The sequence below is a fragment of the Deltaproteobacteria bacterium genome (genome assembly GCA_019308905.1).
Taxonomy (GTDB): domain Bacteria; phylum Desulfobacterota; class BSN033; order WVXP01; family WVXP01; genus JAFDHF01.
The window spans coordinates 1-22,144 of the sequence record JAFDHF010000029.1 but is presented as its reverse complement, the minus strand read 5'-3'; the positions used below and the strand labels follow the sequence as shown (position 1 = coordinate 22,144).

At 55.7% G+C, this 22,144-nt stretch carries 19 protein-coding genes; 1 reads left to right on the top strand and 18 read right to left on the bottom strand.

What is annotated here, in order from left to right:
• Positions 1-142 precede the first annotated feature (142 nt).
• The 18 genes from JRJ26_10945 to JRJ26_10860 form a co-directional block, all read right to left on the bottom strand.
• The gene (locus JRJ26_10945) at positions 143-1,702 is read right to left on the bottom strand and encodes a long-chain-fatty-acid--CoA ligase (protein MBW2058001.1); all 1,560 of its coding nucleotides are present in this window, start codon (positions 1,700-1,702) and stop codon (positions 143-145) included.
• 301 nt (positions 1,703-2,003) lie between these two features.
• Entirely contained in the window at positions 2,004-3,365 is a 1,362-nt protein-coding gene (locus tag JRJ26_10940; protein MBW2058000.1) for an amidohydrolase family protein, read from the bottom strand.
• A gap of 61 nt (positions 3,366-3,426) precedes the next feature.
• Positions 3,427-3,846 (bottom strand): VOC family protein, encoded by a 420-nt coding sequence (locus JRJ26_10935; GenBank protein ID MBW2057999.1) that lies wholly within the window; start codon positions 3,844-3,846, stop codon positions 3,427-3,429.
• Positions 3,847-3,878: 32 nt separating this feature from the next.
• Positions 3,879-4,658, bottom strand: coding sequence for an SDR family oxidoreductase (locus JRJ26_10930; protein ID MBW2057998.1), 780 nt, complete (start codon positions 4,656-4,658; stop codon positions 3,879-3,881).
• Between the two features lie 33 nt (positions 4,659-4,691).
• Positions 4,692-5,399, bottom strand: coding sequence for an ABC transporter ATP-binding protein (locus JRJ26_10925; GenBank protein MBW2057997.1), 708 nt, complete (start codon positions 5,397-5,399; stop codon positions 4,692-4,694).
• A gap of 20 nt (positions 5,400-5,419) precedes the next feature.
• Positions 5,420-6,088, bottom strand: coding sequence for an ABC transporter ATP-binding protein (locus JRJ26_10920; protein MBW2057996.1), 669 nt, complete (start codon positions 6,086-6,088; stop codon positions 5,420-5,422).
• 37 nt (positions 6,089-6,125) lie between these two features.
• Positions 6,126-7,130 carry a branched-chain amino acid ABC transporter permease gene (locus JRJ26_10915; protein ID MBW2057995.1) on the bottom strand — a complete coding sequence of 335 codons (1,005 nt, stop codon included), beginning with the start codon at positions 7,128-7,130 and terminating at the stop codon, positions 6,126-6,128.
• On the bottom strand, positions 7,120-7,986 hold the full coding sequence (locus JRJ26_10910) for a branched-chain amino acid ABC transporter permease (protein MBW2057994.1): 867 nt from the start codon (positions 7,984-7,986) through the stop codon (positions 7,120-7,122). The genes JRJ26_10915 and JRJ26_10910 overlap by 11 nt, the downstream gene beginning before the upstream one ends.
• Before the next feature lie 86 nt (positions 7,987-8,072).
• Positions 8,073-9,314, bottom strand: a complete 1,242-nt coding sequence (locus JRJ26_10905) for an ABC transporter substrate-binding protein (protein MBW2057993.1) — start codon at positions 9,312-9,314, stop codon at positions 8,073-8,075.
• A 194-nt stretch (positions 9,315-9,508) separates the two neighbouring features.
• Positions 9,509-10,714 carry an acetyl-CoA C-acyltransferase gene (locus JRJ26_10900; protein ID MBW2057992.1) on the bottom strand — a complete coding sequence of 402 codons (1,206 nt, stop codon included), beginning with the start codon at positions 10,712-10,714 and terminating at the stop codon, positions 9,509-9,511.
• A gap of 22 nt (positions 10,715-10,736) precedes the next feature.
• Positions 10,737-11,882 (bottom strand): acyl-CoA dehydrogenase family protein, encoded by a 1,146-nt coding sequence (locus JRJ26_10895; GenBank protein ID MBW2057991.1) that lies wholly within the window; start codon positions 11,880-11,882, stop codon positions 10,737-10,739.
• A 53-nt stretch (positions 11,883-11,935) separates the two neighbouring features.
• On the bottom strand, positions 11,936-12,526 hold the full coding sequence (locus tag JRJ26_10890) for an indolepyruvate oxidoreductase subunit beta (protein MBW2057990.1): 591 nt from the start codon (positions 12,524-12,526) through the stop codon (positions 11,936-11,938).
• Positions 12,527-12,534: 8 nt separating this feature from the next.
• Entirely contained in the window at positions 12,535-14,328 is a 1,794-nt protein-coding gene (locus JRJ26_10885; GenBank protein ID MBW2057989.1) for a 4Fe-4S binding protein, read from the bottom strand.
• Between the two features lie 42 nt (positions 14,329-14,370).
• A complete protein-coding gene (locus JRJ26_10880; protein MBW2057988.1) occupies positions 14,371-16,011 on the bottom strand; it encodes an AMP-binding protein in 1,641 nt (546 codons plus the stop codon).
• Between the two features lie 105 nt (positions 16,012-16,116).
• Positions 16,117-17,103, bottom strand: coding sequence for a D-2-hydroxyacid dehydrogenase (locus tag JRJ26_10875; GenBank protein ID MBW2057987.1), 987 nt, complete (start codon positions 17,101-17,103; stop codon positions 16,117-16,119).
• Between the two features lie 23 nt (positions 17,104-17,126).
• Entirely contained in the window at positions 17,127-18,338 is a 1,212-nt protein-coding gene (locus JRJ26_10870; protein ID MBW2057986.1) for a 2-hydroxyacyl-CoA dehydratase, read from the bottom strand.
• Positions 18,319-19,479, bottom strand: a complete 1,161-nt coding sequence (locus JRJ26_10865) for a 2-hydroxyacyl-CoA dehydratase (protein ID MBW2057985.1) — start codon at positions 19,477-19,479, stop codon at positions 18,319-18,321. The genes JRJ26_10870 and JRJ26_10865 overlap by 20 nt, the downstream gene beginning before the upstream one ends.
• A 36-nt stretch (positions 19,480-19,515) precedes the next feature.
• The gene (locus tag JRJ26_10860) at positions 19,516-20,100 is read right to left on the bottom strand and encodes a helix-turn-helix transcriptional regulator (protein ID MBW2057984.1); all 585 of its coding nucleotides are present in this window, start codon (positions 20,098-20,100) and stop codon (positions 19,516-19,518) included.
• Between the two features lie 926 nt (positions 20,101-21,026).
• Between JRJ26_10860 and JRJ26_10855 the strand changes: the two genes are divergently transcribed.
• Positions 21,027-22,016: an MBL fold metallo-hydrolase gene (locus tag JRJ26_10855; protein ID MBW2057983.1), complete on the top strand. Its 990-nt coding sequence runs from the start codon at positions 21,027-21,029 to the stop codon at positions 22,014-22,016.
• Positions 22,017-22,144 lie beyond the last annotated feature (128 nt).

The window sequence follows — 22,144 nt, the reverse complement described above, 5'->3', positions numbered from 1 at the left end:
GGGAGTGGACCGGCACCATGCTGAACGCAGCCGGAGGGAAAGGCAGAGCCGCCTGGGTGGAGACCTGAGGGAGGCATCAGCTACCCCCCACCCCCGAATCACGAGAGGACGGCATGGTGAGCTGGAGAGGTGCCTTGCTGAATCAATCCATAACAACCTTTCTTTTCGTACCCTTCCAGTACCTATCCCTCAAGGCTGCCTTGTAGATCTTCCCTGATCCTGTTTTAGGGAGTTCGTCCATGAACTCGACGGACTTCGGCTTCTTGTAGCTCGCCAGCCTTTCCTTGCAGAACTCTATGATCTCAGCCTCGGTCGCCTCTCGTCCGCTCTTCAAGGCGATGATCGCCTTGACGTCCTCGCCCCACTTCTCGCTCGGCACACCTATGACGGCGGCTTCCCGAACCGCAGGATGATCGTACAGAACCTCTTCGACTTCCCGGGGGTAGATATTCTCCCCACCGCTTACGATCATGTCCTTCTTTCGGTCGACGATGTAGAGGAACCCGTCCTCGTCCATGTACCCCATGTCGCCGGTGTGAACCCATCCGTCCCTCAGGGTTTCCGCGGTGAGTTCGGGCTTGTTCCAGTAACCCTTCATGATCCACACGTGTTTGGCCAGGATCTCTCCGACTTCATTGCACCCCAGTTCTTTGCCCTGGTCATTGACAATCTTGACGTCCACATCGATTGCCGGTTGACCGGCAGAGCCCAGTCGCGCCAAGTCCTTCTCGTCGCCGTAAGGGTTATGGTACTCGCGGCAGAAGCAGGAGATGAGCGGGCCTGTCTCGGTCTGACCGAAGCCCTGGACAAAGACCTGCCCGAATCTCTCTATACCCCGTTTCAGAAGCGCAACAGGCATGGGCATGGCCGCATAAAAGATCGTGTGAAGACTCGATGTCTCATACTTGTCATGATCGGGAAGATCGAGAATCATGGCGATCTGGGTGGGGACGAGTTCCGTGGTTGTAATCCGTTCTTTCTCGATGATCTCGAGGAATCTTCTGGCGTCAAAGCGCTCTACCAGGTAATTGGTGCAGCCCCTGTGAAAGATTGGAAACAGAAACGATCTCGGACCGATGTGGAAAAGCATCATGCCCTCCAGGTGCTTTTCGACCCGGCGGATCCCCACCTCGATGGCCATGCTCCTGGAGCACTCCTGCTGGCCCCTGTGGGTGATCATGGCGCCGTTCGGCCGGCCGGTCGTCCCGCTCGTATAGATGATATAGACCACATCGTCATCCTCGATTTCCACGTCCGGTTCCACCGGCGGATTCTCCTTCAATACCTCTTCGTATGCTTCCATGCCCTCTGGTCTGTCTCCGATACATATGTAATGCTTGACCCCGATTTTGGGCCGGATCTCGTTGATCGTCTCGACAAAGGGCGATTGAAGGATCAGCGCCTTGGCCCCGGAATCGTTGAACTGGTAGGCGAGCTCTTCTCCTTTAAGACGCCAGTTTACAGGGACGGTGATGAATCCGCCCTTCTCCGCAACACCGAAGACCTCCATGTATTCCGGCCGTGTGTATGACAGAATCGCCACCCTGTCGCCTTTGGCGAGCCCCTTTTTTCTCAGTGCACCGTACAGCCGGTTGATCCGCTGGTCGAACTGCCTGAAGGTTATCTGCTGGGTATCGGACATGTACGCGATTCTGTTAGGAAACAGCCTGGCATTTCTCCGGATGATGTCACCCAAGCTCATGGTAATGCCTCCCTACATCAGAATGGATTCCAACTCGGTTTCCCTTTATCGGAGCCCAGGTAGTCGCCACTGAACAACGGTCCTTCCGCTCTCTGAACGAACTTTCTGACCCGTTCTAAGCCTCCCGCCGCTCGACCTCCTAAACTCGGCCTCACGGCCTCAAACAATAGGAGCTCGCCCCTCTGGGGACGCTCCGCTCGGCAAGACGGGTGCCCCAGAAACTTCGTAATGTTCGCTCCGGGGCCATTCTCCAGTGGCGACTACCTAAACCCAAAGAAATCTCCCAGACCGAAAAAGAGTCCTACACCAGCGGCCATTTTTGTTTCAGTGAGACTCCCGACCTCTCAAGAAGGTTTCGGCTGAGATCCTCGACTCTTGCGTAGATCTCCTCCTCGTCAAGGCCCGTGATCCTCCCATGATCAAAGACGATCTTCCCCGAGATCATCACCGTGTCGATGCTCCTGTCACTCACCGAATAGACCAGGTTGTGCGTAACGTTAAGAAGGGGTCTCCATTCCGGATGATCCCTGTTGAAGAAGACAAGATCAGCCCTCTTTCCGACCTCTATCGATCCCACCTTCTGTTCCATTCCCAACGCCTCCGCGCCCCTCAGGGTTGCCATCTCCAAGACCGTCTCCGCCGGGAAAACCATCTCTTTCATGTGGAAGTCTTTATAGATGCAGGCGACGAGATTCATGAGCTTCAACATGTTTGAATGATCAGACGAGTTGGCACTATCCGCTCCCAGGGATACACAGATCCCTTGTGAGACCATCTCAGGGAACTTCGCATACTTGCTAATGCCTTTGGAATGCTTCATGGCTGCAGTCGGGCAATGGCTGATCTTCACATCGTGCTTCTTCAATAGATCAATCTCATGATCCTCCACATAGACCATGTGGGTGAGTTTGAGGTTCTTGTCAAGAATGCCCAGCTCTTCGAAATGGCTCAAGGGCTTGATCTTATCTCTGGTCTCCATGGAAGGGATGCTGGAGGAATGCATGAATCCCAGGCCCAGGCCGTGATCGTCGGCTATCCTCTTGGCTCCGATCATCAATCGATCCGAGGCGGTCCCCATACCCAGCAGCAGGGGCCAAGCCTGGATTCGCTCGTCTGAGAGCTTTCTTATCCTCTCGATCATCTCTTCATTGGCGCAGAGGGCCTGGTCTGTGGTCTGCTTCATCCTTTCAGGACCTGGAGGAAGATCCCATGTCCATCGGCCCAGGATCCCCCGGATGCCCACCCTCTGCATCGCCTCGGCAACCCGGTCCGGGTAAAAGCAGGTCCCTGCCTCACAGAACGCCGTCGTCCCCGTCTTGATCATTTCAATAAAGGCGATCATCGAGGAGTAGTATTCATCCTCCGGGGTGAGGGCGGAATAGATAGGCATGAGCCAATTGGGCATCCAGTCATGTGCGTCATCCGGGATCAGGCTCCGGACGATGTGCTCTGACAGATGGATGTGGGTGTCCACGAACCCTGGAACGATAACCATGTTCCGTGCGTCCAAACGACGTCTCCATTTGAATCTTTCTTTGACGTGGTCCGACTTTCCAACCGCCAGGATGGAATCCCCTTCGATCAGGACGGCCCCGTTCCGGATCATTCGCCTTTCAGGATCCATCGTGACAAGGAGTGCGCCATCGACTAACGTTCTCTCCACGGCCCGCCTCCTCTTGCCATGCCTGCTCTCGTCCTTTACAGGATCGAGGCTGCAGCAGGGCTCAGGGCTTCTCGGTCTCCCCAAGCTCGATCAGAATGCCCCCGGTCTTTTCGGGATCGAAGAACGCCACACGACCGTGAGGCGTCTCCACGGGAAAATTGGGCAAAGGGGTGACCCCCTGTGCTTTTAGTTCCGAGAGGGCCTCGTCGAAATCCTGTACCTCGAAAGCGACGTGATGAAACCCGGGTCCTCTGTTGATCGGTGAATCTTTCCACGACTCGGGCAGACCATGGTATGCGAGTTCTATCGTACCCCGGTCAAGACGGAAGAAGGTATTCTTTACGACCCCCTTCCCTCCGTCCAGATACATACTGGTGATTCCGGTGCTCTTCACACCGAACACCCTGGTAAGAGCGGCTTCTGCTGCCTCGATGTCCTCCACGTCAAAACAGATATGCTTGATCCGCGAGAATGGGTGCATGAGATGCCCTCACGTTTTTCCGGCATTTTCTTTCAAAGAACCTCGATGCCCCCGGAAACACAGAAGTGTTGAGCCGTAACCCCACTGGAATCGTCGCTCACGAGAAAGACCGCAACCCGTGCCACCTCTTGAGGAGTAATGAATCGCTTGATCGGGATCTGATCCTCATAGAACCTCTTCATCTCCTCGAAGCTCTTGTTCGTCGCCTGAGCCCTCTTCCTTATGACCTTGTACGCTCTCTCTCCTTCCGTGGGTCCCGGAGAGAGACAGTTACACCGGATGTTGTACTGCCCCACCTCTGCGGCAATGGTCTGGGTGACACCTCCGATGGCCCACTTGGTGGCGTTGTACGGTGTCCTGAGCGGATATGCATAGACACCGGCAATGGATCCGATATTCAGAATGTTACCCGATCTCTTGGGAATCATCACCCTGAGGGCGTATTTCGTACAGTAGAACAGACCGTTCAGGTTGGTTCCAATGACCGCCCGCCAGTCATCTCCACTCATCTCATGAATCGGGGAGGTCGGTCCCTCTCGAGACGCGTTGTTTACCAGGATGTCGAGAGTGCCGAAACGGTCCACCGTCTTGGCCACCATCGATTCAACTTCTTCTTCCCTGGAGATGTCTGTGACCAGGCTGAGAACCTCTCCACCTCTGCTTTTGATCTCTTCCTCGGCCTCCTTGAGTTTTTCCTTTCTCCGGCCGCAGATGGAGACACGAGCACCCTCCTCAACAAAGGTCAGGGCAATCACCCGTCCGATGCCGTCGTTTCCCCCTGTGATGATCGCCACTTTGCCCTTCAGTTTCATCGAACCCTCCTTTTGTCAAGCCCTTCGAACGACTCAATGCCCCCCGAAATAGGCCTTCTTTGTATGCTCGTTGCTGGCCAACTCCTCTCCGGTCCCGGAAAGAACGATTCTCCTATTCTCGATCACATACCCCCAATGGCTCATCTTCAAGGCATGAGAGACATTCTGCTCAACAAGGAGGATCGTAATCCCCTGCCGATTTATCTCGCGGACAACGGAGAAGATATTGGAGACGATCAGGGGAGCCAACCCAAGTGACGGCTCATCGAGCATGAGCAACCTGGGCATCGACATCAATCCCCTGCCGATGGCAAGCATCTGCTGTTCGCCCCCTGAAAGGGTTCTGGCGAGTTGCTTCCGCCTCTCCCCGAGCCGGGGAAACATTTCATAGACACGCTTCATGTTCTGCTCGCGCATCCGCCTTGCCCGGGGCAGATACGACCCGACCCTCAAGTTATCCTCCACCGAAAGGGAGGTAAAGATCTGCCGCCCCTCTGGAACATGGACGATACCCAGACCGACAATCTCGTGGGGAGGGATAGAGTGGATCGGCTTTCCCTCAAAGGAGATGGTCCCCCCCTCAGGCCGAATCAGGCCGGAGGCGGTCTTGAGAAGGGTGGTCTTGCCGGCTCCGTTCGCCCCGATGATGGAAACGATCCTCTCCTTTTCGACGGTTATATTGATCTCCGTCAACACCCGGAGCTGGCCGTATGCCACATTTATGTCCACAAAGTCCAACATACGCCGGCTTCAATCTCCTCTCAGGCCAGGGAATAGTCCTCCCCGAGATAGGCTTCTATCACCTGCTGGTCCTTGACCACACGCCCTGGATCTCCATCATAGATCTTCTCGCCGTAGTTGAGGACCACCACTTCATCTGACAGCGAAAGGACGGCGTGCATGACGTGCTCGATCAAGAGAATGGTTATGCCGCTGTTTCTTATCCTCTTGATCAGCTGAATCATGTCATTGCTCTCAGTGGGATTCAGGCCCGCCATCACCTCGTCCAGCAGAAGGAGCGAGGGCGCAAGGGCTATGGCGCGCGCCAACTCCAGCCGTTTCCTATCCTCGATCGTCAGGGCACGGATCGGGACCTTGAGTTTCCCGTCAAGGTCGAGGGACTCGACAACATCCAGCGCCTTCCGGCGGGCCTCCCCTATATTCGAGGTCCGGCTCAGTGCCGCAACCATGACGTTTTCCAGGAGTGTCATATCCAGAAACGGCCTGACCAGTTGAAAAGTGCGCCCGATTCCCAGGTGGGCGATACTCTCCGGGGGAAGGCCGGTGATCTCCTCGCCACAGAAAAAGATTCGCCCCTGGTCAGGACGGTAGAAGCCGGTGATGAGGTTGAAGAGCGTGGTCTTTCCCGCACCGTTGGGGCCTATGATCGACTTGATCTGTCCCTGGCTTACCTTGAGATCCATCCTCATCAGGGCCGTGAGACCCCCGAAGTTCTTTGTGACTCCCCTAACCTCCAACAACACCACTGCCGGTCCACCGTCCTTTCAACCTTTGGATCAGACCGAGTGCTCCATAGGGCATGAATCTGACCACTACGATGAGAGCCACCCCATAGGTGATCAGATGGAGTCCTATCAGGCCTCTCATCTGGAAGTTGTGCTTCAACACGTCTGCCAGCCACCGCGCCAGCTCCCCCATGGGTACCATAAGAAAGGCTCCCACAATCGGCCCAAACAGGGTTCCCATCCCGCCGATGATAGGAGCCAACACGATCTCCACCGAGAAATGGATTCCCATAAGCAGGTCCGGCCGGATATACATCCGGTATTGAGCGTAGAAGGTGCCTCCCAGGGCGATGGAAAAACAGGAGATACCCATGGCGACGAGCTTGTATCTGATCGCAGAAACGCCCAAGGATCTTGCAGCCTCCTCATCCCCCCTGATCGCCTTCAGGTAGAACCCCGTCTTCGAACGTTCCAGCAGGCGGGAGACCCAGACTATGGCTCCGGTCATTCCAAGGATGGTCAGGTAGAAAGGCCACTTCGCTTGGAACTGGTACTGGAGGGGGGCTGCCGGTCCCCTGAGGGTCGGCAGGAAGAGACCCACCGTTGCTCCCAAAAAATCGATGTGTTCGAAACAGAGCCTGACGATTTCGGCCATGGCCATGGTGATCAGCAGAAAGTAGGCGCCCCGAACGCGGAATCTGAAGCAGAGGAAACCCGCAAGCAGGCCCACTACGGTCGCGACTGCGGCACCGGCGAACATGCCGATCCACGGGGTCAGGCCGAGATGAGTGAAGAGCACGGTTGAGGTATAGGCTCCGATTCCCACGAACGTACCGTGCCCCAAGGAGAGCTGACCGGCGTATCCACCAATGATATTCCAACAGCTCCCGAGGTATCCGAACCAAAGGGCGATGATCATTATCTCGACCAGGTACCCGCCCATGTAAAGGGGCGCTGTCACAAGGCCGATACCGAGGATCACGTAAATGTAAAGCCTATTCCTCACCTTCCCTCCCCAGAAGCCCTTGAGGCCTGAACAGAAGAATCACGATGAGCAGGCCGAAGCTGAGCACCTGTTTCATTGACCCGGATATCAAGACCGCACCGAGCTCTTCGACAATCCCGATAAGCAGACCTCCCGCAAGAGCGCCGACGTAGTTCCCAACCCCTCCGATGATCACGATGACAAAACTCGTCATAGTGAAGAGTATTCCAGCACCCTGCGAGGTGGGGATAAAGGTGCTGACACAGGATCCTGCGACCCCCGCTGTGGCGGCTCCGATGGCAAAGGCGATACAGTAGATCTTCTTGACATTGATCCCCATGAGCGTGGCTGCTCCGCGGTTGTTGGAAGCCGCCCGAATGGCGCGCCCCAGTTCTGTCCACTGGAGGAATGAGAGGAATACGGCTGCAATGACGATAGAGGCCCCAAACGTCAGGATCTTCGCCACGTCGATACTCACACCCATAAACATGATAGAACTGAGTTTGTAAGAAGTATCCACGGTGTAGTAGTCCGGCCCGAATGCCATGAGCAGAACGTTTTGGATGATTATTCCGAGGCCCAGGGTAATCAAAACAGACATCTCTTCCGGCGCGTCGATGATCGGGTTGAGCACGTATCGCTGTATGAGGAACCCGAGGAAGAACAAGAGACAGACCGTGCCGAACAGAGAGAGGTATGGATCGATCCCGAACAGGCTGAAAAGCCAGTAGGAGAGATACATTCCGATGACCATCAGATTCCCGTGGGCAAGGTTTATGATTCTCAGGACGCCGAATATGAGAGAGAGCCCGAGCGCCATGGTCGCATAGACCCCCCCCATGAGGATTCCATTGACAAGAGCTTGAAGATAAAGCACCTCTCGGTCTCCTGGAAGATCGCCGGGGACCGCCCCCGGCCCAGGCCTAGCCGGAGGCGACCCGATTGAAACCTGTGGACGAGAGGTTATCCCCTCTCACTCCACTTCGGGACCGGGTAGACAACCCTTGCAGTAGCGAACTCTGAAGGATAGACGATCCTGCTCTTTCCCCCTTGCAGCTGCATGAGCCCGGCACCTGCCCCGATGTTGTCTCCCTTCTCGTCAAACTCTATCGGACCCCCGATCGATGTCTTCTTCACCAACTTGGTCGCCCTCAATGCATCCCTCAGGGCATCTTTATCCGTGGTTCCGGCCCGTTCAAGAGCATCGGCGATCACCAGGATTGCATCGTATGAGTGAGATCCGTTCATGTTGAAGGGCTTCTTGAACCGGGCCTCATACTCCCTTCCCACCTCGCGTGCGAATGGATTCACCTCGTCATGCCACGGAGTCACGTTGAAGGAATAGTCAGAGAGTTTTCCCTGCTTGTGATAACTCGGATCGGCAAGGCCGGAGGCAACGATTCCGAATACCCCGTCAACATCGAATCGCTGCTTGTACATCTCCTGGACGAGCATGATGGCATCCCGCATGCGGCAGTTGACAAAAAGCGCATCCGGCTTCAGGGCCTTTGCGTGACTCACCTCGCTTGCGACGCTCACGGCAAGCTCCGGATAGGTGATCTTCTTCACGATTTCCCAAGGCGCTCCCATCTTTTCACTCATAGGATAGAAGATATTGAACGAGGCCTTTGCGGTGAATTCGGATATATGGATCACCACAGCCCTCTTTATGGGTCTGTCGGCAGTAACCCCCATGATTCCCTTGATCCCGGTCCCTATGAGTTTGGAGAGGTTCGGGAATATTCTGAATGTATACTGAAAACCCTGCTTGGTAATGGCATCTGCCACGGAGATGTCTATCACGTAGGGCATTTGATACCGATCAGCCACCTTGCTGACAGCCATTGTGACGCCGCTCTGAAACGCCCCTGTGAGACAGGCGATCTGCCTTCGAATCAACTTCTCCGCAGCCATGGCGCCGACCTCGTTCTTGCTCTCAGAGTCTTCCACGAGAAGCCTGAGCCTGGCCCCGCCCATGGACTTGATCCCACCTGCCTTGTTGACGTGGTCGACCGCCAACTCGAGGCCCCAAACAGACATCTGGCCCGCCTCGGCAACAAGACCCGTGAGAGGATGGACCGCGCCAATGAGGATCTCCTTTGGAGCGCCTCGAATGATCGCGGGAAAACCGCCCATTGCCGCCCCGGCCGTGACTGCTCCGACTGACTTGAGAAAAGTTCGCCTTGAAACCTTCTGCCATTTCATTATCTTACCCTCCTTTCGAAAATCCCAAATACCCCTCGATGTGTTTCAACCCTCTTCGGTTGTTCCCTCCTCACTGCCATGTCCTCGATTCCTCACCTCCTTTGCTCTCAGATTCCAGCCTCTCACTCCTGCCCGGGCATCCAAGGCCCTCGCCCTAGATCGACCTTAGAACGGGCCGACTTTCCGCCCCGTTCCTAGGAAGAAAACGCCTCCAGGATCAACGCCACGCCCTGCCCCCCACCCGTGCAGGCGGTCGCCAGTCCATACCTCCGGCCTCTCCTGCGAAGCTCAAGCAGGAGCGTGAGGGTCAGCCTGGTTCCGGTCATCCCTAAAGGATGGCCAAGGGCAATCGCCCCGCCGTTGACATTGACTCTGTTCCTATCCAAACCGAGCTCTCTTTCCACGGCCACGTACTGGGCTCCGAACGCCTCGTTTACTTCGAAGAGGTCGATATCGTCGAGTTTCATGCCTGCCCTTTCGAGCACTTTCCTCGCGGCCACGGCTGCCCCGATCCCCATGATGCTCGGGTCCACACCGACAACCGCCCAGGAGACGATTCTCCCGAGAGGGCGAAAACCGTGTTCCCGCGCTTTTTCCATCGAACAGATAATCACTGCAGCCGCCGCGTCCACGATGGCGCTTGCATTCCCTCCGGTCACAAGGCTGTCTCCGCCAAAGGCCGGAGGAATCTTTGCCAGTGCTTCAGGGGTGGTTTCGGGCCGGATGTGGTCGTCGGCATCGACGGTCAAGGTCCCCCGCCTCGTCTTCACCACCACCGGAAAAATCTCCTCCTTCAGTCTCCCCTCCCTCGTGGCCGCGGCTGCCTTCATCTGGCTTTCGTAGGCGAATCGGTCTGCATCCTCGCGGGCAACCCCGTACATTCTTGCGAGCTTGTCGGCTGTCTGGGCCATATTCATCTTGCAGTAAGAGTCGTACAGGGAGGCCATGAGATAATCCTCTGCCTTCTGATCTCCGAGGCGGAACCCCTCCCTGGCCCCCCGGAGCACATAGGGAACCTGACTCATGTTCTCCATTCCCCCGGCAACGACAAAGTCAGACTCACCGAGCAGGATATCCTTGCCCCCCGTGATGATCGACTGGAATCCAGATCCGCAGGTTCTGCCCACCGTCAGAGCCGGGACGGTCTCCGGGAGCCCTGCACAAAGGGAGACGTGTCTGGCACCGTATCCACCGTCGGGGCTCGACTGGATACCATAGCCAAAGATAACCTCATCGATGAGGTCAGGGGGTACATTGAATCTCTCGAGGGCGGCCTTGGTGACCATGGCGCCCAGTTCAATGGCCGAGATGTCTTTGAATTTCCCACCGCCCGGAGCCCCCACATAGTCGGCCATCGGGGTTCTCACCCCGCCGATGATGACAACCTCCCCGGCTTTCATCTGCCTCTCCTCGACGCCTCCTTTACTTTCTCTTCAACTCGTGGACGATGATCATCCGCTGGACCTCCGACGAACCGGCGGCAACCGTCAGGATCTTCGCGTCCCTGAAATACCTCTCCACCGGGTAGTCCTTGATATAGCCGGCCCCGCCATACACCTGCAAGGCGTCTCCCGAAACCTTGACAGCCGTCTCAGTGGAGAAGAGCTTGGCCGAAGAGGCCTCAAACCGCGCCCTCTTGCCCTTGTCCAGGAGATCCGCCGCCTTGTAAACCAGAAGACGGGCCGCCTCAACGCTGACGGCCATTTCCGATATCATCCGCTGAATCATTTGGAATTCGATGATCGGACGGCCGAATTGCACCCTTTCCTGGGAGTAGGCCAAAGCGCTCTCAAAGGATGCCTGGGCAAGACCCAGGGCAATCGAGGACCAGCTCACCCGCTCCACATCCAGCCCCTCTGTCAGGTGTCTGAATCCCCTGCCCTCTTGTCCGCCCAGTAGGTTCTCAGAAGGCACCCTGCAAGCATCGAGAAAGACCTCGCCCGTGGGCGATCCTCTGAGGCCCAGCTTTTCGAAATTCCTCCCCGTGGCAAACCCGGCAAAACCCTTTTCCACGATAAAGGCCGATATGCCGTCAGGCCCCTTTTCCGGGGCCGTTTTCGCGTAGATCAGATAGAGGTCGGCAAAGGGTACATTGGTGACAAACGTCTTGGACCCGTTCAGGATGTATTCACTGCCGGACCTCTCGGCTCTTGTCCTGAGCGAGAGCGCGTCCGACCCGGCCGAGACCTCCGTGAGCGCCATGGCCCCCCACTTCTTGCCCGCGGCCAGATCCGGCAGGTACTTCTCTTTCTGCCCCTCCGTGCCGTAACGGTAGATGTTGTGGGCGCAGAGAATGGAATGGGGAAACAGGGCCACAGGGACGGACGCAGAGACCCGCGAGAGTTCCTCCCCCATGATAACCACAGAGAGATAGTCCGAGAAGCTTCCCTGATACTCACGGGGAATTCCCACCCCGGCATACCCCAGTTGGGCCAACCGCTCGAAGAGCTCGAAAGGAAACCTCTCTTCCCTGTCGATTGCATCGGCGATCGGAGAAATCTCCTTTTCTGCAAAATCCCTCACGGTCTGCCTAAGAAACGCGTGGCCCTCATCCAATTCGAAATCCACTGCCTTTCTCCTCGAGTATCTCCAGGTGGCTCAAAACCCTGTCCAATGCGAGCTCATCCGTTGCGCAACAGCACTCGACCCGCTTCAAAGGCGTCCAGATTGATCTTCCTGTGTTTCTCCGGGACGACCTTCCTGATCACCCCTTTCCATCTCCTTGCCGAAAAGTCGAGATAATTCGACAGGACCCCCAGGAGAACAGTGCTCACCACCAGGGGATTACCCAGCCGGTCGGCCACACCCAGGGCATCCACATCGACTACTTCGATCCCGTCTTCTCGCAGCATGGATGCGACGTCTTCAGGGTATCGGTCGATCCCCGAGGTAACCCGGGCAGGATAGATTCGCTGGCGGTTGAGGATGAGTCTCCCATCGCGGCGCAGAAAATGGGAGAACCTCAAGCCTTCAAGCTCCTCAAAGGCCAGGACGACATCGGCCTCGCCTATTCCGATAACCGGAGAATAGACCCTCCTTCCGAACCGTACATGGCTCGGAACAGTGCCGCCTCTCTGGGACTGTCCATGGGCTTCGTTCTTCTTGACGTCAAAACCGCTTGCCATGGCCACCTCTGAGAGAATGTTGCTCGCCAGGATGGCCCCCTGGCCTCCGACGCCTACAATCAATACGTTTTTTGTGCTGTTCTCCATGTCACCCCTCACTCACAGGTGATGGCATCCACCGGACAGATCTGGGCGCAAAAGGAGCAGCCCACACAGAGAAACGGATCGATGGCTGCCTTCTGTCTGCCTTTGGCGGTCTTTTCGTCTGAAACGATGATGGCCGGACAGTAGAGATTGAGGCACTGCCCGCAACCCGTGCATAGATCTGAAAGGACCCTATAGGGCTTCTCCTTCAACTTCTTCGGAAACATACGGCAGGCCTGGATTGGGATCACCACCGAGACGCCATCGAATTCGATGGCCTGCCTCAGCGCCTCAAGGGTCCTCTCAAAATCGTAAGGATCGACCTCATGAACGTCCTCGACTCCCAGGGCCTTGCAGATTTCGACGATATGAACAGGCGGATGCCGTTCCCCCTTCAGTGTCACCCCTGTGCCCGCGTGCTCTTGGCCTCCGGTCATTGCCGTTGTCCGGTTATCGGCAATGACGACGGTTATGGAGCTTTGATTGTATACAGCGTCGAGCAGGGCCGGCATTCCGGCGTGCAGAAAGGTCGAGTCCCCGATGTAGGCGAGGATGGCCTTGTTCCGATCTCCATTAATGGCACGGCTGAAGCCATGGGCAGCACCGATACCAGATCCCATGGCAAAGGCACATGAGAGCATGTTGTGCGGGGCGGCGATTCCCAAGGAATAGCACCCTATATCTCCCATGATGACAATCTCCCGGTCTTTCATTCCACGCTGGAGCCTCCGAATGGCATAGTAAACCGCCAGATGGAGACACCCCGCACACAGGGTCGGGAACCGCGCAATTGCCCCTGGCTGGGACGCTCTCGGCCTCACCCGTTTTTTCCCAAGTTTTCTCAGGACTTCTGCCAGGCCGTCACGCAGGGCCTCTTTGGAGAGGGGTCCCCCGTGCGATCTCAGGTCCTGCCCTCTCACCTGGAGGCCCATGGCCTTGATCTGGTCTTCGATAAAAGGCTCCAGCTCCTCAACCACGTATAGCTCTTTGACCTGAGCGGCAAACTCCCTGATCAGGGCCTCTGGAAGGGGGTAGGTGAATCCGAGTTTGAGGAAGGAGGCTTCTGGGAGAATCTCCTTTACGGACTGGTAGGGACTGGCACTGGAGACAATCCCCACCCTTCTGTCTCCCCATTCGATTCGATTGATCCTCGTTCGATTTGCAAAGGCCTCGAGTCTCTTCAATCGCCTATGGGCATTCTCATGCATGACCGTGGGATGAACTCCTCCCTGGGGCCGAAACTTGGGAGAGGTCTTCTCAAAGGCCGGAAGCCTCGTCTCCCTCCGCTTTCCAAGGCGCACGACCCCCATGGAATGGGAGACCCCATTGGTGGTCCTCAGAAAAACGGGCGTGTCGAATCGCTCACTGACTCGATAGGCTAAGGCGGTAAAATCCTTGGCCTCCTGGCTGTCGCTCGGCTCTAACATCGGAATATGGAAGAGCCTGGCATAGATGCGTGTGTCTTGCTCTGTGGGCGAACTCACGGCTCCCACGTCATCCGAGCTCACCAGCACCAGTCCTCCGTTGACACCCATGAAGCAGATCGGATAGAAAGGGTCAGAAGCCACGTTGAGCCCTGCATGCTTCATGACAACGATCGCACGCACGCCTCCCAGCGAAGCGCCGATGGCGACGTCCATGGCCACCTTTTCGTTCACCGACCATTCCGAGTAGATCTCGTCAAACCGACCGAGAAACTCCATGATCTCGGAACTCGGTGTTCCGGGATAGCCGACAGCAACCCTCACTCCTGCTTCGTAAGCTCCACGAGCGATGGCCTCATTTCCCAGCATGATCCGTCTCATGATTGGCCTCCATGAAGGCGACTGAAATCTCGTAACCGGCTCTCACTCTTCAAGACCTAACTCCCTTATGGCCCGATCCCTCAGGATGAACCGCCGAACCTTTCCGGACGACGTCATAGGGAAATCTCGGGTGAACAGAACGTACTTGGGTATCTTGAAATCGGCCAGGCGGCCCCGGCAAAAATCGATGATCTCTCGATCCGTGGTCACATGTCCTGCCTTTAACTGCACAAAAGCCACCCCTGCCTCTCCCAGGTCGTCATCGGGTACACCCAGGACAACGACCTGTTTGACCTTTGGGTGGGTGTACAGGACGTCCTCGACCTCCTCGGGCGATACGTTCAGTCCCCCGGGCATGAATACATCTCTCAACCTACCGGTGATGCGGATATAACCCTGCTCATCAATGACTGCCAGGTCTCCCGTGTGGAACCAGCCCTGGCTGTCGATGAGCTTCGCCGTCTCTTCAGGCATCTTGTAGTACCCTTTCATGACCAGGGGCCCCCTGGTACATAACTCTCCTTGCCGGCCGGCGGGCAGATCAGCTCCGGTCTTCACATCTACCACTTTCACCTCGTAATCAGGCCACAGGGGTCTCCCCACCGTCGCAGAGAGGATCTCCGGGGGATCTCCAGGCCGGGTCATGGAAGTGCCCACGCTGTTTTCCGTCATCCCGTATCCGTTGACCAGGGTTTTGATGCCCATTTTTGACTGGATCTCTTCAATGACCGTGACAGGGGCCGGTGCTGCGGCAATCAGCCCTGAACGCAGAGACGACAGGTCATACTTCGAGAAATTCTCATCCCGGAGCATCCTGACGTACATCGTGGGGCTGCCCGCGAAGAATGTGCACCGCTCCCTTTCGATCAGTTCCAGACACCTGCGGGCATCGAAAGTCTCAACCAGGACAGATGTGGCACCGCATATGGCAGGTGTCAGAATCCCCTGGGAATTCCCAAAATTGTGGCTGAAAGGGGCGGCAACACACAAGCGGTCGTCTTCTCTGAATCCTCCGATTCCATTGATAAAACCCAGATTAAATCTGAGATACTGCCGATGGGTCGTCATGACGCCCTTCGGATCCCCCGTTGTCCCGGACGTATAGGGGAGGTGGGCGATATCCTCAGGTTCCACCTTGGATTGAGCCATGACGACTTCGGGGTCAGTATCGGCTACGCCTGCCCCCATGAGGTCGGCGAAGTCGATAGTCCCTTCATACCGCTGCCCGCCAGATACTATGACGTTTTTCAAAAACGGGAGCCTTGGAGACCTCAGACCTCCTGGGGCGCATGCTTCCAGTTCCGGGCAGATCTCTTTCACCATGGCCAAATAGTCCGTCTTCTGGAAGCGGTCCATCATGATCAGGGTGGTCGAGTCCGAATGGCTCAGGATATACTCCAGTTCCTTGACTGAATAGCGTGTGTTAAGGGGAACAACGACCCCGCCGATCTTATCTACGGCGTATTCCGTATAAAACCACTGGGGGAGATTTGTGAAGAGGACGGAGATCTTATCCCCTTTTCTTACCCCGAGTCTCAGAAGCGAGGCAGCCAGCCTGTTGGCCCGCTGCCGCACCTCCCTGTATGTAATCCGCTCGTCTTTGTAGACAACCGCCTCGTGGTCGGGCCAGTTCTCAGAGGCCCTGTCGATCAGCTCCCCTAGAGTCCTCGCATCCTCAATCAACCCGATTCTCCCCTTTCCTCTGTTCTGCTCCTCCTGGAGGCTGAGTCCTGTCCCTGGAACTCCGGTGTTCTCTTCTCAAGAAAAGGCTTCATGGCTTCGACCCGCTTATCGTCCTCCAACCAGGTTGATCAGATCCCTACCGTTCATGAATCGCTCGAGGTTATCGCAGAAAAGATCGGCCGTCCTCATGACATACCGGTCCGTTCCCGTGGCGTTGTGAGCCGTGATGAAGAGGTTGTCCAGGCCCCAGAGCTCGTCGTCCTCTGCAAGCTCATAGGCGGTCGGGTCACCCCAGAATACGTCGATGGCCGCCCCGGCAATCCAATGTTCCCTTAAAGCCTTTGTAAAGGCTTCCTTGTCCAGTATCTCTCCCCGGGCAACATTCACGAGATAGGCCGTGGGTTTCATGAGCCCCAGTTCCCTTTCACCGATGAGCCCTCTGGTCTCCTCGGTAAGGCTGAGGGAGATGACCAGAAAGTCAGCGGCCTTCAGCACCTCGTCGAGGCCGCCGACAGGATAGATCCTGTCAGCGTACTCCCACTCCTTGACAACCTTGTCGTATCCCAGAACCCTCATCTCAAACCCGAGTTTGGCTTTTTTGGCGATCACCTTGCCGATATTGCCCAGCCCCAGAATCCCGATGGTGCGATCGTGGAGTTCCCTCATCTGTCCCAGCATGCGGTCCATTCTGCGGAGGCTCTGATTCTCCAGAGAGGCCTTGAACTTCTTGACAAAAAAGAGCAGATAGCCCATTACGACTTCGGCAATGGGTATGGAAACCGTTCCCGCAGTGGTGGTCAAGGGAACCTCCGGGGGGACCAACCCGGTTCTCAAAACATGCTCATACCCGGTCATGAGCACCTGAAACCATTTCAACGCCTTGATCCTGGCCATGGTCCGAGGATAGGGATTGAAGGAGGCAATGATGTCGACCTCTTCGACTCCCTCTGGAACCTGGCTCTGGTCTGTCTCGGTCAAGACCGGGTAAGGCAGAATCTTCAATTTGGGAAAACGATCCCTCACGATTCGGACGTACTCTTCGACCATGAATCCAGGTCCCCCGATCAAAACGGTCAACCTTTCTTCCCTCATTTCAGCGCTCCCCCTCCCGAGCGTTATCCTCTTGCCCTAAGAATCTCAAAATAGTAGGTCAATCCCTTTTCGATTTGCTCCCTGGAATAGAATCTCGGATCACCATGATCCCCCTCCAGGATGTACGCGGCAACCCCGGTTTTCTCCTGGACGATTCTCCTGATTTCAGGGATAGCCGTGGAAAACATCTTGCAGCTTCGATCATTGTGAAAGATGAAACCATTGAGGCGGTATTTCTCCTTCAGTTGAACAACGAGCTCAACCCTTCGATCCAGATGCCAGTCAAAGTAATGGACGTACTGTTCCACCCAGCTCGAAACCGGGTCCTTTGGATCCAGCCAGAAGTCCGCCCAGGGAAGGGTGTAGATCGTCGAAACCAGACAGGCCTTAAAAGAGACAAGCAGATCTGACAGCCATTTGAGCTCATGCCAGAGAGGAAGACTGTCCCAATAGAGGCGGTACTTCTCATTGTCGACTACCCCAATACCTCTGGTCACACGGTCGTCGATCTCAGCCTTCAAGGTCTGGTAGAACTCCAAGGCGACCATGGTACCCCTCTGGGCAACGATGGGAGCCATGCTGATAAACTGATCGAAAACCGAAATCGGGGATGGCACGTGCATGGCCGACTCGATGATCTCCTTCCAGAGCCGCGTGGTCTGATTCGAAATCTCTACGACTCGGCTCAGGTTCTCAGGATCCAGGGATTTTCCCGTGATCTCTTCCAGGAACCCGATGAGCTCGGCGATTTGGGATCTGACAAACACCTTGCAGTGCTGGTCGTCCGGCTTCCCTCCGGTGAAGGGAACATCGATGAGAAACAGGGGAACACCGAAATGCTCGCTCATCCTTTCGAACCATTTGGTCAGGGTGCTGCACTGCGCATTCGTTGTCAGGAAGAAGTCGGGTTTCGGCAGTCCTCCAACAGGGCTTTTCCCGGTGAAGGTGGAGCCCATATCGCACCGAGCGTAGCTGCAAAGACCAGGCTGGTATCCCAACCTCTCCAGGGGAGAGACCACTTCTGTGGTCATCTTACGGGCCTGGACAAAGACAGCATGGTTTTCCGGATAGACGGAAACGATATCCATGGCCAGGAGAAGCTCGGCAGGTGCAAAGACACTGACGTAGCCCACAGGCCTGCCCTGACGGGCCGCCTCTCTGGCCGCTTCGTAGTGGTTCGCATTGATATCCTTCAGGAGCCTGAGGGTTTGGATCTCAACACGGGAGGCTTTCATCCTTTTTCTCCCTCAACATTTCGGCAAAGGCCTCGAGCCTCGTCCTCACCTGTCCCAGGGATCCGGAGTGGAAATCCGTCTCCAAGAAAAGAACGGGGATCCCCATCTCGCCAAGTAGTCCTTTGATGAGAGGATAGTCAAATTCCATGGGATCACAATACATCAAAGGGAAATATACGACTCCCTCAATCTGACCGTCTCTCACTCTGTCGAGAAGGTATTGTCTCCAGCGGTCATCCTGATAATGGAACCCGCTCAGAGGAGCCTTTGAGAGCTGCCGGCTCACAAGACCCTCCATGGGGTCGACCGCCTCATCCACATCCTGGAGAAAACACCGGGTACCGTCATAGAAATGATCATCGACTACATCCATTCCCAGCTCGTCGAAAAGGGTGAGGACCGAGTGAGGCTCACCGAGACTACCAAGCAGAAACACCCTGACCGACTCCTCCTTCTCACAGGGCCTGCACTCCTCCTTCAGGCCCTCGAGCAGCCTGGCAAGGAGGGTGTTGTGGTCCTCCCGTGGCATCGTCATCGACGCCTTCACAACGGACAGATAGTCAGCATAGGGCAGGGGAATTCGCCCTTTTTTCCTCAGAGCGAACAACCGTCTCAGAAGCCGTCGGTTCTGGTTGTAGACCCCTATGGCGTGGCGCAGACTCTGGTCGGTAATTTCTCGGCCGAGGAAGACTTCCAGCCTCTTTTTCAGCCTCATAAACTCCGAAAAAAGGAACTGCTTGGCCGAATCCCCGCTCACCTTCTTTGGGAGCCACAGGGTATGATTAAAGAGATCCGGAAAGTTGGCCTCCCACACCTGGGAGAATGCCCTCGTAGAATCGCAAACGTAAGGAATCACCATGCCGTCGATGAAGTCCAGTTCCCTGCGCAGGGCCATCTCCAAAGGGTTTCTGAGAAGGGAGCAGATAAAGGAGGGGATATGACTCTCAGCCAGAGACGTTCCCCTGTCCACGCCCGTGACAGCCAGGGGCAAGGCGCCCGAGGCGTGGATGATTTCCTCTGGAACGTCCGGAAGGAGATGGGCGATGACCGTCCCCTGATTGGCTGACTTCCACTGCCGGGCCCTGGTGTGAGGGTCGGTTTGGGTGGCCACCAACTCGGCCAGAATCTGTTGAAAATCCATTACCCTGATTCCACGAGACGCAGCGGGCTTCGCGCTTCATAACCTCTTGTACGGATAGATGATAATCAGCACTCTCGCCTTTTCCTCCCCCAGACTTCTCCCGTTATGAGGAATATGCGCATCAAAATAGACACTGTCTCCCTCTGTGAGGGTATATCTCTCAGTGCCATAGAAGAACTCGATGGTTCCCCTCACCACGTAGAAGAACTCCTCTCCTTCGTGTTGGAGCACCTCTCCGGGCTCAAAATCCGGGACCAGGATATAGGGCTCCATGTTTTTCCCCTGCTTCTGATGGGCGAGTGGTTCGTACTGGTATCCATAGACCGTTTTCTGGTGGGGAGTTTTGGAGGAATGAACCTCGCTGAGCTCGTTCTTTCTGACAACCACGATATTCGGATTGCCCTCTTCGGTCGCATTCCCGGACAGGAGAAGGTAGGAAACATCGATGTTCAACCCCCGGGCGATTCGACCCAGAGTGGAAATGGGTGGGGCACTTTCAGAATTCTCTATGCGGGACAAATACCCCTCGGTCAATCCCGTCCTCGCGGCCAGCTCCTTCAAGGTGATTCTCTTGTTCCGCCTGATCCGCCTTATCTTTTCGACAATCCCTCTTTCCTCCAACTCGCTCTTCCCCCCGGGGTTTCCTGATAGAAACGTAGAGGTTGGCAAGGACTTTACTAGGAGTAAAAAAACTTGTCAAGAAAAAATTTACCCTGCCCCCCGGATTCTCCCTCTTTCGTTGTCCCCAAATCCAGAGCCCAGATCCTCAAGGATATCCCGCACAAATCAAGCGCTATGGGACTTTAATTTTTGTAAACAAAAGGCGTTTCCGGCTTTCGCAACAGGAATACCCGGCACTACACGATCCGCAGGCTGATAAGGCAGGTCTAGTTATCTGCGCCGGCCAGATATGGACTGACACTTCTTGTTTCAAACGAAAACGATCAGAATTGGCCATCAGTATCGAAGGGGTCAATATCGAAGGGGGCAAGTCTGCTCTTGACTCTTATTGCGGTAAGGAGCTGTAAGGAGTTGGGGACGCCTATGATTTTATGCTTTATTTCTTGTCAATTTGCATCGTCCAATGGACATATGCCAAGAAGAACGAGGATAGATCCTGCCGGTACCATCCATCACATCATCATCCGTCATCCCCAACCATGTCCATTGCCACTGTCCTTGGCCGCCACAAGGATCCCCAGACTGTCAAATCCCGAAGTCTGCTTTGCCACCGGGCCAATCGTGAACCGGGAATGAGCACCGTTGAGCTGTCACGTCGCATGAGGATTTCCTGTCAGGGGCCAGTAGGGCATCGTTGAGGGGTGAGAAAATTGCTGTTCAAACTAACTTCCGTCTGTGAAAGATCGCCAATAAGGTTTTGCATAAAATCATAGGCGTCCCCTAACCTTAGGCGTCCCCTAACCTCCGGAGGCGCGAATCCATCTTGAAGTAAACCCTTGTTAACCCATCGCCCGTATGATACACAGTGGGTATTACTTCGACAGGGTTACTCCAGAATCGTGCCATAGGGGAGAGGAGATTTCGGAGTGGCTTTCCGTGTATCACCCGCATGGTGGCCGGTCTTGGCTGTGGCCTCCCCGCTTATTGCCCTCTGGTTGATTAGCAGGAACCGGCAGTTTCAGACGGGCCGAATCCGAGCTGCAGAGCTTAACCAAAAACGCATAGGCGAGGCTAGGCCTCTTAATATGCCCGAACTCGATTCCTTAGAGATGACGGTACTCGTGGAATGGAAAGCCGAGGAGGGCTTCATCGGTGATGCCGGTGTTTCTTACCTCTTCAGAACCGAATTGGGCTCGATGCTATACGATGTCGGCTTTGGTCCAGCCCACCCGGCATTAGCACACAATGCTGCCAGACTAGGCTTCAGCCTCGACCAGATAGATGCCTTGGCAATTTCTCACCTTCACTGTGACCACATGGGTGGCATCCGTGCCCAGCGCACCCGGCAACTCACCGTGCCAGAAAATCTAAAGCCGGAAAAGCCCAAGCCCTGCTTCCTCCCTGATAGAGCAGAAGCCAAGGGATTCAAGGCTAAGTTGGTTGAAAGGCCACAGCTACTGGCTGCCGGAATCGCTTCAACCGGCCCTCTGGCCAGGAGTCTTTTCTTTCTCGGCCATACGGAGGAACAGGCGCTGCTTGCTCGCCTCAAGAACAGGGGCCTCGTGGTTTTCACCGGCTGTGGCCACCCGACTATTGAGGTCATACTGGAGATGGTGTCCCGTCTTTCTAATGAGCCTCTTTATGCCATAGGTGGCGGGCTTCACTTCCCTGTAACCACGGGTAGAGGTAACCGGGCAGGCATCCACTTGCAGAGGATTCTGGGCACGGGTAAGCCTCCCTGGCGCAAGATCACCGATACTGACTTGAGCCAAACCATTACCTCGATTAATAGGGCGAGGCCCAAGAGGGTTTATCTTTCGGGACACGATACCTGCGACCATGCCCTCGGCCGCATGAAGAGAGAACTTCAGGCAGAGACTGTGGTACTCAAGGCAGGGGCGACCTATCGTTTTTGACTCCCCAGGAGTAGGGCTATGGCTGATTATAGAGTTGAGAGATGTGAGAGATGGGGACGCCTATGATTTTATGCTTTTCTTCTTGTTCTTGTCAATTTCCATCGTCCGATGGACATATGCCAAGAAGA